Raw genomic sequence first — 13,155 nt, 5'->3', positions numbered from 1 at the left:
CGGTAGTCGCTTAGCAATTGGGAGTTTAGCTCAGCTGGGAGAGCATCTGCCTTACAAGCAGAGGGTCAGCGGTTCGATCCCGTTAACTCCCATAAATAGAAGGTCCCGTAGTGTAGCGGTTATCACGTCGCCCTGTCACGGCGAAGATCGCGGGTTCGATTCCCGTCGGGACCGTAGACTCGTTAGCTCAGTTGGTAGAGCAATTGACTTTTAATCAATGGGTCGCTGGTTCGAGCCCAGCACGGGTCATATATGCGGGTTTGGCGGAATTGGCAGACGCACCAGATTTAGGATCTGGCGCTTTCGGGCGTGGGGGTTCAAGTCCCTTAACCCGCATAGTAAGAAAATAGGCCGGCTTAGCTCAGTTGGTAGAGCATCTGATTTGTAATCAGAGGGTCGCGTGTTCAAGTCATGTAGCCGGCATAGAATGCGAACGTAGTTCAGTGGTAGAACACCACCTTGCCAAGGTGGGGGTCGCGGGTTCGAATCCCGTCGTTCGCTTGAGTCGCCGGGGTGGCGGAACTGGCAGACGCACAGGACTTAAAATCCTGCGATGGCAACATCGTACCGGTTCGATTCCGGTCCTCGGCATAGAACCACAATAGTATAATGAGCACCCTTAGCTCAACTGGATAGAGTACCTGACTACGAATCAGGCGGTTAGAGGTTCGACTCCTCTAGGGTGCATAACTCGCTTAGTGTTTACATTAAGGGAGATTTATTTTTAATCATATCGGGAAGTAGCTCAGCTTGGTAGAGTACTTGGTTTGGGACCAAGGGGTCGCAGGTTCGAATCCTGTCTTCCCGATTTGTAGTAATGGCGGTGTAGCTCAGCTGGCTAGAGCGTCCGGTTCATACCCGGGAGGTCGGGGGTTCGATCCCCTTCGCCGCTATTTTTATGGCTGACTTTGGACCTTTAGCTCAACTGGTTAGAGCTCTCGGCTCATAACCGAGCGGTCGTAGGTTCGAGTCCTACAAGGTCCATAAGATACTAATACGGAGGATTACCCAAGTCCGGCTGAAGGGAACGGTCTTGAAAACCGTCAGGCGTGTAAAAGCGTGCGTGGGTTCGAATCCCACATCCTCCTTACACACATCGCGGGATGGAGCAGCTAGGTAGCTCGTCGGGCTCATAACCCGAAGGTCGTAGGTTCAAATCCTGCTCCCGCAATATTGGCTCGGTAGCTCAGTTGGTAGAGCAATGGATTGAAGCTCCATGTGTCGGCGGTTCGATTCCGTCTCGCGCCATTAGGTCTTTATACCAAGTTTTTACTTGGGCGCGTAGCTCAGATGGTTAGAGCGCACGCCTGATAAGCGTGAGGTCGGTGGTTCGATTCCACTCGTGCCCATTAATATAGCATAATGGAGAATTACTCAAGAGGCTGAAGAGGACGGTTTGCTAAATCGTTAGGTCGGGTAACTGGCGCAAGGGTTCGAATCCCTTATTCTCCGTAGTTTACGAGAGTATCTAACGATATTCTCTTTTTTGTACTTAATTTGAAAGTGGAGGTTGAATTATGAATCGCTATAAAAAGTCTAGATTATTTATTATTGTCTCAGTGTTGAGTATTATTTCTCTTTCCTTTCTTTTTTTGACGACTAAGAATAGTGTAGAAATTCCGCTTGTCTCTTCGGGTGCAAAAAATGTTGTTTCGGTTGTGAATGAAGTCTTATCAGGACCAGTTCGTTTTTTATCAGAGCGTAAAATGTTTTTTCAAGATTTAGTAGATACATATGGTGAGAACCAAGAATTGAAAAAGACTTTATCAACCCTTAAGGATGAGGCTGCCGAAAATCAAACTTTGAAAAAAGAGAATGATAGCCTAAAATCTTCTTTGGGTTTAACGGAAGAAGCTGGAAATAGGGTCAAGATTCCTGCCTTGGTTTCTGTCCGGACTCCAGTTAGTTGGCTAAATAAAATGGTAGTGAACAGAGGTTCTTCTCAAGGGGTAACTTCTAATATGCTAGTGGTTGCTAATGGCGGAATTGTTGGTATTGTAACAGATGTTGAAGAGAATTCTGCGTCAGTTCAGTTATTCACGAGTTCAGCAGATTTCACAAAAGTTGCTGTTCGCATTTCAGCGGCTGGCGAGGCTGTGTATGGTATTTTGAGTGGTTATGATATTGAAAATAAGGCTTTTATCGTGTCACAATTAAACTCTTCTGCAGATATTGCAGTAGGAAGTCCAGTTGTTACAAGCGATTTAGCAGGGGATATGGCAGCTAATCTATCAGTCGGTCAGGTCAAATCTGTGAAGACAAGTAGTAATAATCTTAGCCGGGAACTATATGTATCGCCGTCAGCAGATTTTTCAGCTATTTATTCGGTTACACTTGTGGGTGGTGGAGATGAATAAGAAGTATTTATTATATCTAAGTCCGCTTATTTTCCTTATAGCTTTTTTGATTGATGGGCAACTGTCTACGCTGATAACCAATTGGCTTCCAGGCGCTATGACGGTATCAAGCCATATTCTCTTTATTTTGTCTATCTTTTATAGTGTTGATATGACATTGCGGGGGCAGCTGATTATTATGACAGCATTAGGAGCTCTTTATGATATATACTATTTGAATGTTCTAGGGATAGGATTGACAATCTTGCCTTTGATGGTGTATTTAATTTATTATTTTTACCAGCAGTTAAAATTTAATGTCTTATCGAATATTACAATATTATTGGTTGTACTGTTTGGATTTGAATTTGGTAGTTTTTTACTCGGGCGCTTATTTCATTTAACAAATCTATCTATGTATATGTTTGTATTTTATAATTTAGCCCCGACATTACTCTTTAATTGCCTGACATTAGTAGCTCTCCAGCCATTTTTTAAAAAAATTTTTGGAATAACAAACAAGACATAGAAATGTAACAAACGCGTAACATATAAACGCGTTTTTTTTGTTATTATTGTATAGTCAAAAAGATTAGAGGAGAGATTTAGATCTATGAAGAAAAAAATCTTAGCTGCTGCTTTGCTTAGTATTGTTGTATTGTCAAATGCAAGTAATTTTGCAGTAGTAAGTGCAGATGATGTGGACAGTAAGATTGCTGCACAGGATAGTAAAATTAGCTCAATCGAGTCACAACAAGCTTCTGCTCAATCACAAGTAGATAGCTTACAAGCAAAAGTTGATTCAATTGTGGCTGAACAAGCTAGCTTGAAAGCAGAAAATGAAAAATTGACGGCTGAATCGGAGGCTTTGAGCAAAGAAATCAAAACTTTGGCTGCGGATATCGTGTCACGTTCTTCTGCTTTGGAAAAACAAGCACGTAGCGCACAGACAGATGCTTCTGCTACAAGCTATATCAACACAATTTTAGATTCTAAGAATATTGCAGATGCAGTTTCTCGTGTGAATGCAATGCGTGAAATCGTTGCAGCTAACAACAAAATGTTGCAACAACAAAAAGCTGATAAAGAAGCAATTGCTAAGAAACAAGAAGCTAACCAAGCAGCTATCAATACAGTTGAAGCTAACTGGAAAAAATTAGATGATTCAGCTCAAGAATTGCAAACTCAACAAGCAAACTTGAAGGCTGCACAATTGAGCTTGGCTGCTGAAAAAGCAACTGCTCAAGATGAAAAAAACTCACTTCTTGCACAAAAAGCTGAAGCTGAGGCTGCTGCTAAAGCTGCAGCAGAAGCACAAGCTGCTTACTTGGCTCAACAAGCTGAAGTTGCTGCGAAACAACAACAAGCAGTTGCATCACCAGTTACAACTCAAGCAGTAGCTACTGGAACATCGGTTGCTGCGACATCAGCACCACAAGCAGTAGCAAGCTATACAGCGCCAGCAACTACAACTGTAAGTTACTCAAGTAGCGGCGTTAATACATACCCTGTAGGTCAATGTACTTGGGGCGTCAAAGAACAACTTGGTTGGGTTGGAAACAACTGGGGTAATGCAAATCAATGGCTTTACTCAGCAGCAGCGGCAGGTCGTGCTACTGGATCAACTCCACGTGTAGGTTCTATTGCTGTTTGGACAGCTGGTACATACGGTCACGTGGCAGTAGTAGTTGCTGTTAACGGATCACAAATCCAAGTTCAAGAGTCTAACTATGCAGGTAACATGTACGTAGGAAACTTCCGTGGTTGGTTTAACCCAGCTGCTGATGGTGTAGCAGGTTATATTTATTAATAAAACAAAAAAGACTAGGAAGCAGTTCTTAGTCTTTTATTGTGGAGAAATTTGCTCTGGATTTTGTTTGAAAATTGTTCAAAAAAGCGTTAAAATAGTAAAGTAGAAATAAATAGGAGGCAGTCATGTCATTTTCTGACTTAAAACTCTTTGCCCTTTCGTCTAATCAGGAGTTAGCTGCGAAAGTCGCAAGTAAAATCGGACTTCCATTAGGTAAGTCTTCAGTTCGTCAATTTTCTGATGGTGAAATTCAGGTTAATATTGAAGAATCTATTCGTGGTGCACATGTTTACATCCTTCAATCCACTAGTTCACCAGTAAATGATAATCTCATGGAAATTTTGATTATGGTTGATGCCTTGAAACGGGCTTCAGCTGAGTCAGTGAATGTTGTTATCCCTTATTATGGTTATGCACGTCAGGATCGTAAGGCACGTGCACGTGAGCCAATCACGTCAAAATTGGTAGCAAATATGTTGGAAACTGCTGGTGTTGATCGTGTCTTGACAGTTGATTTGCATGCAGCACAGATCCAAGGTTTTTTTGATATTCCTGTTGATCACTTGATGGGTGCTCCACTGATTGCGGATTATTTTGAGCGTCGTGGTATGGTAGGAGATGGTTATGTAGTTGTTTCCCCAGACCATGGTGGTGTAACTCGTGCGCGTAAATTGGCACAGTTCTTGAAAACACCGATTGCCATCATTGATAAACGCCGTAGTGTCGATAAAATGAACACTTCTGAGGTGATGAATATCATCGGTACTGTTGAAGGTAAAACATGTATCTTGATTGATGATATGATTGATACAGCTGGAACAATTTGTCATGCGGCAGATGCTCTTGCTGAAGCTGGTGCAGTTGCTGTATATGCTTCCTGTACACACCCTGTCTTGTCAGGACCTGCTATGGACAATATCACAAAATCAGCCATTGAAAAATTGGTGGTTTTGGATACGATTCAAATTCCTGAAGACCGTTTGATTGATAAAATTGAACAGATTTCAACAGCGAAATTGTTGGCAGAAGCCATCATTCGTATTCACGAAAAACGTCCACTTTCACCACTTTTTGAGACTTCAAAAGATAAATAAGAAGGAGCTGGGGAGTAATCCTCGGTTTTTTCTATTGGGGAAGTCTTTCTTTAGACTTGTTAATTGTCAGAAAATTTCGTATGATAGTAGGAAAGAAAGAATGAGGTGCATTCGATGAAGTTAGAAAATCGTTTTAATAAAAATTTGAATCGGATTGAAGTGTCTATGATTCGCCAATTTGACCAATCGATATCAGACATTCCTGGAATTTTAAAAATGACGTTGGGAGAGCCTGATTTTACGACACCAGACCATGTAAAAGAGGCAGCCAAGCGCGCCATTGATGAAAATCAAAGCCATTATACTGGTATGTCTGGATTGTTGGAGCTGCGTCAGGCAGCATCAGAGTTTGTGTCAGAAAAGTACAATCTTTCCTATAAAGCTGAGAATGAAATTCTGGTGACAATTGGTGCGACAGAGGCTTTGTCCGCCTCCTTGGTAGCCATCTTGGAGCCAGGTGATACAGTCCTTTTGCCAGCGCCAGCTTATCCTGGTTATGAGCCGATTGTCAACATGGTAGGAGCAGATATTGTCGAGATTGACACGACGGAAAATGATTTTGTCTTGACGCCTGATATGCTTGAAAAAGCGATTGTGGAGCAGGGAGACAAGCTCAAGGCAGTTATTCTCAACTATCCTGCCAATCCAACTGGTGTGACTTATTCACGAGAGCAGATAGCTGCTTTTGCGGATATTTTGAAAAAATATCCTATCTTTGTATTGTCAGATGAGGTCTATGCAGAGTTGACATATACTGGACAGCCTCATACTTCAATTGCAGAGTTTTTACCAGAACAAACGATTTTAATTCAAGGTTTATCAAAATCGCATGCCATGACAGGTTGGCGGATTGGTTTAATTATGGCCAAAGAAGAAATCATCGCTCAGTTAATTAAGAGCCATCAATACTTGGTTACTGCTGCTTCAACTGCTATGCAATTTGGTGCTTTGGAAGCCTTGAAAAATGGAAAAGATGATGCGCTACCTATGCGGGAAGAATATCTGGTGCGCCGAGATTACATCATCGAAAAGATGACAGAGCTCGGATTTTACATTATCAAACCAGACGGCGCCTTTTATATTTTTGCAAAAATTCCTGCAGGTTACAATCAGGATTCTATGGCGTTCTTGCAAGAATTTGCACGTAAAAAAGCAGTTGCCTTGATTCCAGGTGCAGCTTTTGGTCGATATGGTGAAGGCTATGTGCGGATTTCTTATGCAGCAAGCATGGAGAAAATCCAGGAAGCTATGAAACGTTTGAAAGAATTTATGGAAGAACATGGAGAGAATTGAGACCAGAGGACTTGTTCTTTACAATCGGAATTTTCGAGAAGATGATAAGTTGGTGAAGATTTTTACAGAGAAGGCAGGCAAGCGAATGTTTTTCGTGAAACATGCATCAAAATCGAAGCTGGTAGCGGGAATTCAACCTCTGACGGTGGCAGATTTTATAGTGAAAATCAATGACGATGGCTTGAGTTATATAGAGGATTTTCATCAGGTTCAGCCTTTTAAGAAGGTCAATGAGGATATTTTCCAGCTCAGCTATGCTTCTTATATCGTTGCCTTGGCAGACGCTTGTCTTCAGGATAATATGCATGACCCAGCACTTTTTCGATTTTTGGAAAAGACCTTGGAGTTGATGGAAGAAGGCCTGGATTATGAGGTATTGACCAATATTTTTGAAATTCAGCTTTTGGGGCGATTTGGTGTGTCCTTGAATTTTCACGAATGTGGTTTTTGTCATCGTGTTGGTCTGCCATTTGACTTTTCCTATGCCTATTCGGGTTTGCTCTGTCCTCAGCATTATCAAGAGGATGAGCGGCGGAGTCATTTGGATCCCAATGTTCCTTATTTGATTGATCAATTTCAGGCTATTTCGTTTGATGAGTTGAAGACCATCTCATTGCAGCCAGAAATGAAGAAAAAATTACGGCTTTTTATCGATCAATTATACGAAGAATACGTTGGTATTCACTTGAAGAGTAAGAAGTTTATTGATGATCTTCAAAATTGGGGAGACGTCATGAAGGGTAAAAAGTGAGATGAGATTGTTTTCCGTGCTATAATAGGATGGAGTAATCGATGAGAGAGGTAAAGAATAACTATGAAAAAAATTGCAGTTGATGCTATGGGTGGCGACCATGCTCCTAAGGCTATTGTCGAAGGGGTTAATCAGGCTTTAGAGGCTTTTTCAGATATTGAGATTCAACTTTACGGTGATGAAAATAAGATTAAGCCCTATTTGACGGCAACAGAGCGTGTGAGCATTATCCATACGGATGAGAAAATTAACTCAGATGATGAGCCGGCTAAGGCAGTTCGTCGTAAGAAAAATGCTTCTATGGTATTGGCAGCCAAGGCTGTGAAAGAAGGACAAGCCGATGCAGTTCTTTCTGCAGGAAATACAGGAGCTCTACTTGCAGCTGGTATTTTTGTAGTGGGGCGTATTAAAGGAATTACGCGTCCAGGGCTATTGTCAACCTTGCCGACTACAGATGGTAAAGGGTTTGATATGCTAGACTTGGGAGCCAATGCTGAAAGCACAGCAGAGCACTTGCATCAGTATGCAGTTTTAGGTTCTTTCTATGCTGAAAATGTCCGCGGAATTGCTCGTCCACGCGTTGGTTTGTTGAATAATGGCACCGAAGAAACCAAGGGTGATCCTCTTCGCAAGGAGACCTTTGCACTTCTGTCACAAGAGCCGTCCATTCATTTTATTGGAAATGTAGAGGCGCGTGACTTGATGTCTGGAGTGGCGGATGTTGTCGTGACAGACGGATTTACAGGAAATGCTGTCCTCAAGTCTATCGAAGGAACAGCGATGGGAATTATGGGGCAACTCAAGTCTGCTATTGAAGGCGGAGGCTGGAAGGCTAAAATCGGTTATCTCTTTATGAAAGATAGCTTGCGGACTATGAAGAAGTCCTTGGATTATTCTGATGCTGGTGGTGCTGTTCTTTTTGGTCTCAATGCGCCAGTTGTGAAGGCACATGGTTCGAGTGATGCCAAGGCGATTTTTTCAACTATTCGCCAGGTTCGCTTGATGTTGGAAACGCAAGTCGTACCGAAGTCGGTTGAAAAATTCTCAGTAGTGGAGGAAACGAATGAGTAAAGAGAAATTATTTGAGCAGTTGATCGAGTTAATCGATGCAGAAAAACGTGCTCAGCTCGCTATCACGATGAATACCGAAATTGCGAGTTTTGCAGAGGACTCTGTCGAGTTGATGGAATTTGTCGTTACAGTGGAGGATGTCTTCGGAGTGGAGATTCCAGATGAAGCGATTGAAAGTTTCACAAGTGTGTCTGATTTGGTAGATTATATAGCTGAACAGAAATAACGTCCGTAAAATACGGACGTTATTTTTTATATTTATAAAAAAGTCTGTTTTTGATTTGTTTTTAAAAAATTGTGTGCTATAATCAAAACAACAAAGCATGAAAGGCGAACGAAAACATGAAAAGAGATTTGGTTTATTCAGGTAAAGCAAAGGATATTTATAGCACAGAAAATGATGATTTGATTGTTTCGGTTTATAAAGATCAGGCGACCATGCTTAATGGAGCCCGAAAAGAGACGATTTCCGGGAAAGCAGTACTCAATAACCAGATTTCTTCTCTTATTTTTGAGAAATTAAACGCTGCGGGTATTGCAACACATTTTGTGGAAAAATTGTCAGAAACCGAACAATTGAATAAAAAAGTTGATATTGTTCCGTTGGAGGTTGTCCTTCGTAATGTGACTGCTGGTTCATTTTCAAAACGTTTTGGCGTGGAAGAAGGACTTGCTTTGGAGATGCCGATTGTTGAATTTTACTATAAGAATGATGATTTAGATGATCCATTTATCAATGATGAACATGTGACCTTCTTGAAGATTGCAACTGATGAGGATATTGCCTATATCAAGGCTGAAACACGTCGAATCAATGAACTTTTGAAAGATTGGTTTGATCAAATTGGTCTTCGCTTGATTGACTTTAAATTGGAATTTGGTAAGGATAAAAATGGCAAGATTATTTTGGCGGACGAATTTTCTCCAGATAACTGCCGACTGTGGGATGCTGAGGGGCGGCACATGGATAAAGATGTCTTCCGTCGGGAACTTGGTAGCTTGATAGATGTTTACAAAGAAGTGCTTGAAAAATTGCAGGAGCTTAAATAAAATGGATAAACGTATTTTCGTTGAGAAAAAGGCTAATTTTCAGATTAAATCAGAATCTTTGGTTAAGGAATTGCAACATAATTTGCAATTGAAAACCTTGAAAGATGTTCGGATCATTCAAGTGTATGATGTGTTTAACTTGGCAGAGGATTTGTTTGCGCGTGCGGAGAAACATGTTTTTTCTGAGCAAGTAACGGATACAATTTTGGACGAGGCGACTGTAGAAGCTGACTTAGCAAAGGCAGCCTTTTTTGCCATTGAGGCTGTTCCAGGTCAATTTGACCAACGTGCAGCGAGTTCACAAGAAGCCTTGCTTTTGCTTGGAAGTTCTAGCGATGTGGTTGTCAATACGGCTCAATTGTATTTGGTTAATGCTGATGTGGATGCTGATGAATTAGCGACTGTAAAAAATTACTTGTTGAATCCAGTCGATTCACGTTTTAAAGATATTACGGTTGCTATTCATCCGCAAGAATTTTCAAATTCTGATAAGACTATTCCAAATCTTGATTTCTTTGCAACGTATACAGCAGAAGATTTTGCAGCTTATAAGGCTCAAGAAGGTTTGGCAATGGAAGTTGATGACCTTCTGTTCATTCAAGATTACTTTAAATCAATCGGTCGTGTACCAACTGAGACAGAATTGAAAGTCTTGGATACGTACTGGTCTGACCATTGTCGTCATACCACTTTCGAGACGGAGTTGAAATCAATTGATTTTTCAGAGTCTAAATTCCAAGCACAATTGCAAGCAACCTATGATAAATACATTGCCATGCGTAATGAACTTGGTCATTCTGAAAAACCAGAAACTCTTATGGATATGGCGACAATCTTTGGTCGTTATGAACGTGCTAACGGGCGCTTGGATGACATGGAAGTGTCTGATGAAATCAATGCCTGCTCGGTTGAGATTGAAGTGGACGTTGATGGTGTCAAAGAGCCTTGGCTCCTTATGTTCAAAAATGAAACCCACAACCACCCGACAGAAATCGAACCATTTGGTGGTGCTGCAACTTGTATCGGTGGAGCCATTCGTGACCCGTTGTCAGGGCGTTCTTATGTTTACCAAGCTATGCGTATCTCAGGAGCTGGCGACATCACGACTCCAATCGCTCACACGCGTGCTGGTAAATTGCCTCAACAAATCATCTCTAAAACAGCGGCGCATGGCTATTCTTCATATGGTAACCAAATAGGTCTTGCAACAACTTATGTGCGCGAGTATTTCCACCCAGGTTTTGTTGCTAAGCGTATGGAGCTTGGTGCTGTTGTCGGCGCTGCTCCTAAGAAAAATGTTGTCCGTGAAAAACCAGAGGCTGGTGATGTGGTTATCCTCCTCGGTGGGAAAACAGGTCGTGACGGTGTCGGTGGTGCGACCGGTTCTTCTAAGGTTCAAACGGTTGGGTCTGTGGAAACAGCTGGCGCTGAAGTCCAAAAAGGGAATGCCATCGAAGAACGTAAAATTCAGCGTCTTTTCCGCAATGGCGATGTGACTCGTCTCATCAAGAAATCAAATGATTTTGGCGCTGGTGGAGTCTGTGTCGCTATCGGTGAATTAGCTGACGGTCTTGAGATTGATTTGAATAAGGTACCACTCAAATACGCTGGTCTTAACGGAACCGAAATTGCCATCTCAGAATCACAAGAACGTATGTCAGTTGTAGTTCGTCCCAGTGATGTGGACCAATTTATCGCCGAATGTGCTAAGGAGAATATCCATGCGGTTGTGGTGGCAATCGTTACTGAAAAACCAAACCTTGTCTTGACTTGGAATGGTCAAAAAATCGTCGACTTGGAGCGCAGTTTCCTTGATACAAACGGTGTGCGCGTGGTGGTTGATGCCAAGGTGGTTGACAAAGCAGTTGACCTTCCAGGACAAATTGATACGTCAGCTGAGACGCTTGAAGCTGATGCGCTAGCCATGCTTTCAGACTTGAATCATGCCAGTCAAAAAGGTCTTCAAACCATTTTTGACTCATCTGTTGGTCGTTCAACCGTCAACCATCCAATCGGTGGTCGTTACCAAATCACACCAACTGAGGCTTCTGTTCAAAAGCTTCCAGTTCAAAATGGTGTGACCAAGACCGCATCTGTTATGGCACAAGGTTTCAACCCATATTTGGCTGAATGGTCACCTTACCACGGTGCAGCTTATGCAGTGGTCGAAGCGACAGCGCGCTTGGTTGCAACAGGTGCCAACTGGTCTAAAGCGCGCTTCTCTTATCAAGAATACTTCGAGCGTATGGACAAACAGGCAGAACGCTTTGGTCAACCTGTGTCAGCCCTTCTTGGTTCTATCGAGGCGCAAATTCAACTTGGTTTGCCATCAATTGGTGGCAAGGACTCCATGTCTGGAACCTTTGAAGAATTGACAGTGCCACCAACCTTGGTAGCTTTCGGGGTGACAACCGCAGACAGCGACAAGGTACTTTCTCCTGAGTTTAAGGCCGCAGGTCAAAACATTTACTACCTTGCAGGTCCTGCTCTTGGTCAAGATATCGACTTTGATACGATCAATGCTAACTTTACAGCCTTTGAAAAGATTCAGGCTGAGCACACTGTTACAGCAGCGTCAGCCATTAAATACGGCGGTCTTCTTGAAAGCCTTGCTCTGATGAGTTTTGGTAACCGTATCGGTGTCTCTGTCAATGTGGCAGAGCTTGACAAGGTCTTGACAGCGCAACTTGGTGGTTTCGTCTTCACGTCAGATGAAGAAATTGCTGGCGCGGTTAAAATTGGTCAAACAACCGCTGACTTTACAGTGGTTATCAACGATGTGCTTCTTTCAGGTGACAAGCTCCTCTCGGCCTTTGAAGGCAAACTTGAAGAGGTTTACCCAATAGAATTCGAACAAAGCACCGCACTTGAAGCAGTGCCAGCAGTGGCTTCAGATGCTGTGATTACAGCCAAAGAAACTGTTGACAAACCATTGGTTTACATCCCTGTTTTCCCAGGAACAAACTCCGAATATGACTCAACTAAAGCCTTTGAACAAGCAGGTGCAGCAGTCAACTTGGTGCCATTTGTCACCTTGAACGAAGCTGCTATTGCTGACTCAGTTGACACCATGGTTGCTAACATTGAAAAAGCCAATATCATCTTCTTTGCGGGTGGCTTCTCAGCAGCTGATGAGCCAGATGGCTCTGCTAAGTTCATCGTCAATATCTTGCTCAATGAAAAAGTTCGCGCAGCTATTGACGCCTTTATCGAACAAGGTGGTCTCATCATCGGTATCTGTAATGGTTTCCAAGCCCTTGTCAAATCAGGTTTGCTTCCTTATGGTAACTTTGAGGAAGCTGGCACAACTAGTCCGACACTCTTCTACAACGATGCCAATCAACACGTCGCTAAGATGGTGGAAACACGTATCGCTAATACCAATTCACCATGGCTTGCGGGCGTGCAAGTCGGTGATATTTATGCCATTCCAGTGTCACATGGTGAAGGTAAATTTGTTGTGACAGCAGAAGAATTTGCAGAACTTCGTGATAATGGTCAAATTTGGAGTCAATACGTTGACTTTGATGGCAAGCCAAGCATGGACAGCAAGTACAATCCAAACGGTTCAGTCAATGCCATCGAAGGGATTACCAGCAAGAACGGTCAAATCATCGGTAAAATGGGGCACTCAGAACGCTGGGAAGATGGTCTCTTCCAAAACATCCCAGGAAACAAAGACCAACATCTCTTTGAATCAGCTGTAAAATACTTTACAGGCAAATAAGGCGAACGCAGTGAGCCTATAAT

General features: G+C 42.5%; 10 protein-coding genes and 16 tRNA genes. All 26 read left to right on the top strand.

The features are described 5' to 3' along the window. The first annotated feature begins 19 nt into the window (after nt 1-19). The 26 genes from ABID27_RS09935 (at nt 20) to ABID27_RS09810 (ending at nt 13,132) form a co-directional block, all read left to right on the top strand. Nucleotides 20-92 (top strand) — tRNA-Val (locus tag ABID27_RS09935). Between the two features lie 9 nt (nt 93-101). After that, nucleotides 102-174, top strand: a tRNA-Asp gene (locus tag ABID27_RS09930). 2 nt (nt 175-176) lie between these two features. After that, nucleotides 177-249 (top strand) — tRNA-Lys (locus ABID27_RS09925). A gap of 5 nt (nt 250-254) precedes the next feature. Beyond that, a tRNA-Leu gene (locus tag ABID27_RS09920) sits at nt 255-336 on the top strand. Between the two features lie 14 nt (nt 337-350). Continuing rightward, nucleotides 351-423, top strand: a tRNA-Thr gene (locus tag ABID27_RS09915). 6 nt (nt 424-429) lie between these two features. Then, nucleotides 430-501 (top strand) — tRNA-Gly (locus tag ABID27_RS09910). A 6-nt stretch (nt 502-507) separates the two neighbouring features. Beyond that, a tRNA-Leu gene (locus ABID27_RS09905) sits at nt 508-591 on the top strand. A gap of 22 nt (nt 592-613) precedes the next feature. After that, nucleotides 614-687 (top strand) — tRNA-Arg (locus tag ABID27_RS09900). A gap of 47 nt (nt 688-734) precedes the next feature. Next, nucleotides 735-808 (top strand) — tRNA-Pro (locus tag ABID27_RS09895). An 11-nt stretch (nt 809-819) separates the two neighbouring features. After that, nucleotides 820-893: transfer RNA gene (locus ABID27_RS09890), tRNA-Met, on the top strand. Nucleotides 894-910: 17 nt separating this feature from the next. Continuing rightward, a tRNA-Ile gene (locus ABID27_RS09885) sits at nt 911-984 on the top strand. Between the two features lie 14 nt (nt 985-998). Beyond that, nucleotides 999-1,088: transfer RNA gene (locus ABID27_RS09880), tRNA-Ser, on the top strand. Nucleotides 1,089-1,097: 9 nt separating this feature from the next. After that, nucleotides 1,098-1,171, top strand: a tRNA-Met gene (locus ABID27_RS09875). 4 nt (nt 1,172-1,175) lie between these two features. Then, nucleotides 1,176-1,248: transfer RNA gene (locus ABID27_RS09870), tRNA-Phe, on the top strand. A 27-nt stretch (nt 1,249-1,275) separates the two neighbouring features. After that, nucleotides 1,276-1,349 (top strand) — tRNA-Ile (locus ABID27_RS09865). Nucleotides 1,350-1,364: 15 nt separating this feature from the next. Then, a tRNA-Ser gene (locus ABID27_RS09860) sits at nt 1,365-1,452 on the top strand. Nucleotides 1,453-1,517: 65 nt separating this feature from the next. Continuing rightward, the gene (gene mreC, locus ABID27_RS09855; RefSeq protein ID WP_354281850.1) at nt 1,518-2,357 is read left to right on the top strand and encodes a rod shape-determining protein MreC; all 840 of its coding nucleotides are present in this window, start codon (nt 1,518-1,520) and stop codon (nt 2,355-2,357) included. Then, nucleotides 2,350-2,865: a rod shape-determining protein MreD gene (gene mreD / locus ABID27_RS09850; protein ID WP_253366341.1), complete on the top strand. Its 516-nt coding sequence runs from the start codon at nt 2,350-2,352 to the stop codon at nt 2,863-2,865. Before mreC ends, mreD begins: the two co-directional genes overlap by 8 nt. 84 nt (nt 2,866-2,949) lie before the next feature. Then, complete coding sequence (gene pcsB / locus ABID27_RS09845) at nt 2,950-4,146, top strand: peptidoglycan hydrolase PcsB (RefSeq protein ID WP_253366339.1); 1,197 nt, start codon at nt 2,950-2,952, stop codon at nt 4,144-4,146. Nucleotides 4,147-4,271: 125 nt separating this feature from the next. Beyond that, nucleotides 4,272-5,240 (top strand): ribose-phosphate diphosphokinase, encoded by a 969-nt coding sequence (locus tag ABID27_RS09840; protein ID WP_354281848.1) that lies wholly within the window; start codon nt 4,272-4,274, stop codon nt 5,238-5,240. Nucleotides 5,241-5,354: 114 nt separating this feature from the next. Continuing rightward, complete coding sequence (locus tag ABID27_RS09835; protein WP_354281846.1) at nt 5,355-6,533, top strand: pyridoxal phosphate-dependent aminotransferase; 1,179 nt, start codon at nt 5,355-5,357, stop codon at nt 6,531-6,533. Further along, nucleotides 6,520-7,284 (top strand): DNA repair protein RecO, encoded by a 765-nt coding sequence (gene recO / locus ABID27_RS09830; RefSeq protein WP_354281844.1) that lies wholly within the window; start codon nt 6,520-6,522, stop codon nt 7,282-7,284. The genes ABID27_RS09835 and recO overlap by 14 nt, the downstream gene beginning before the upstream one ends. 63 nt (nt 7,285-7,347) lie before the next feature. Continuing rightward, complete coding sequence (plsX, locus tag ABID27_RS09825) at nt 7,348-8,355, top strand: phosphate acyltransferase PlsX (protein ID WP_253366331.1); 1,008 nt, start codon at nt 7,348-7,350, stop codon at nt 8,353-8,355. Beyond that, nucleotides 8,348-8,581, top strand: a complete 234-nt coding sequence (locus tag ABID27_RS09820; protein ID WP_253366329.1) for a phosphopantetheine-binding protein — start codon at nt 8,348-8,350, stop codon at nt 8,579-8,581. The genes plsX and ABID27_RS09820 overlap by 8 nt, the downstream gene beginning before the upstream one ends. A 116-nt stretch (nt 8,582-8,697) precedes the next feature. Beyond that, a complete protein-coding gene (gene purC, locus ABID27_RS09815; RefSeq protein WP_354281842.1) occupies nt 8,698-9,405 on the top strand; it encodes a phosphoribosylaminoimidazolesuccinocarboxamide synthase in 708 nt (235 codons plus the stop codon). A 1-nt stretch (nt 9,406) separates the two neighbouring features. Next, nucleotides 9,407-13,132 (top strand): phosphoribosylformylglycinamidine synthase, encoded by a 3,726-nt coding sequence (locus ABID27_RS09810; RefSeq protein WP_354281840.1) that lies wholly within the window; start codon nt 9,407-9,409, stop codon nt 13,130-13,132. Nucleotides 13,133-13,155 lie beyond the last annotated feature (23 nt).

The organism is Streptococcus gallinaceus (genome assembly GCF_040545695.1).
Taxonomy (GTDB): Bacteria; Bacillota; Bacilli; order Lactobacillales; family Streptococcaceae; genus Streptococcus; species Streptococcus gallinaceus.
This window is presented reverse-complemented; position numbering and strand designations above follow the sequence as displayed.

Bases quoted from the DNA above. Each gene is read 5' to 3' on its own strand.
- ABID27_RS09835 (WP_354281846.1), top strand. From the start codon at position 5,355: ATGAAGTTAGAAAATCGTTTTAATAAAAATTTGAATCGGATTGAAGTG.
- mreD (WP_253366341.1), top strand. From the start codon at position 2,350: ATGAATAAGAAGTATTTATTATATCTAAGTCCGCTTATTTTCCTTATA.
- mreC (WP_354281850.1), top strand. From the start codon at position 1,518: ATGAATCGCTATAAAAAGTCTAGATTATTTATTATTGTCTCAGTGTTG.
- purC (WP_354281842.1), top strand. From the start codon at position 8,698: ATGAAAAGAGATTTGGTTTATTCAGGTAAAGCAAAGGATATTTATAGC.
- ABID27_RS09820 (WP_253366329.1), top strand. From the start codon at position 8,348: ATGAGTAAAGAGAAATTATTTGAGCAGTTGATCGAGTTAATCGATGCA.
- pcsB (WP_253366339.1), top strand. From the start codon at position 2,950: ATGAAGAAAAAAATCTTAGCTGCTGCTTTGCTTAGTATTGTTGTATTG.
- recO (WP_354281844.1), top strand. From the start codon at position 6,520: ATGGAGAGAATTGAGACCAGAGGACTTGTTCTTTACAATCGGAATTTT.
- ABID27_RS09810 (WP_354281840.1), top strand. From the start codon at position 9,407: ATGGATAAACGTATTTTCGTTGAGAAAAAGGCTAATTTTCAGATTAAA.
- ABID27_RS09840 (WP_354281848.1), top strand. From the start codon at position 4,272: ATGTCATTTTCTGACTTAAAACTCTTTGCCCTTTCGTCTAATCAGGAG.
- plsX (WP_253366331.1), top strand. From the start codon at position 7,348: ATGAAAAAAATTGCAGTTGATGCTATGGGTGGCGACCATGCTCCTAAG.